Consider the following 705-nt stretch of genomic DNA (forward strand, 5'->3'; position numbering starts at 1 on the left):
TGAGCTTCTTCAGCGTTGCAGCTCCAGTGTGAGGACGGCCTTGGCGATTGACGTCATGCGGTTGGGACTGCATCGGGACCTGCGGAAGATCCGCCAGGACTTCAGGCGGGCGACGCCGCGTTCGACGGGTGCCCGTGTGGCGGCCAGGGCACGGTTGCGGGTCTTCTCAGTGGGGGTCAGTTCCTGCAGGGGCCTGCGTTTGATGCCCGTGGTCAGCCACGGACCGGCGCCCTGGTAGGCGAGATCGGCCACGATGGGAACGCCCTGGCGCTCGCAGATCCGGATGATCCGGTGGGTGCGGGCGGCGGTCAGGTCGTGAGTGCGGCCCGGCAGGGCGGGCGAGAGCCACAGCAGCCGGCCGCCGGGATCGGTGACGACCTGCACGTTCACGCCGTGGCGCCGGTGCTTGTGGGAGTAGTCGGCCCGGCCGTCGCCGACCCGGTCGCACTCGGCGAGGGTTCCGTCGAGCAGGACGAAGTCGGGATCATGCTCGCGCAGCGTCCTCAGCAGACCCGGCGCACGCGCGGCGAGCAGGTCGACGACCGCGCTGATGTAGGCATGGGCGGTGGACTCGCTGATCCCGAACCCGGCGGCGATCTTCGCCAAAGTGGTGTGCTCACGCAGGTACACCAGTGCCACCATCGCGCGCTGTGACGGACGGAGCTTGCAGCGCCGGTCGCCCTCACGGGTGACGATCAGCATGGT

1 protein-coding gene is annotated in these 705 nt (G+C 69.4%); it reads right to left on the minus strand.

The window, feature by feature from the left end; translation table 11 throughout:
* Nucleotides 1-9 precede the first annotated feature (9 nt).
* Nucleotides 10-705, minus strand: a 696-nt coding sequence (locus OO54_RS40925; protein ID WP_078905632.1) for a transposase family protein, incomplete at its 5' end; no start/stop codon positions are given.

Source organism: Streptomyces wedmorensis (assembly GCF_000716445.1).
GTDB lineage: Bacteria > Actinomycetota > Actinomycetes > Streptomycetales > Streptomycetaceae > Streptomyces > Streptomyces wedmorensis.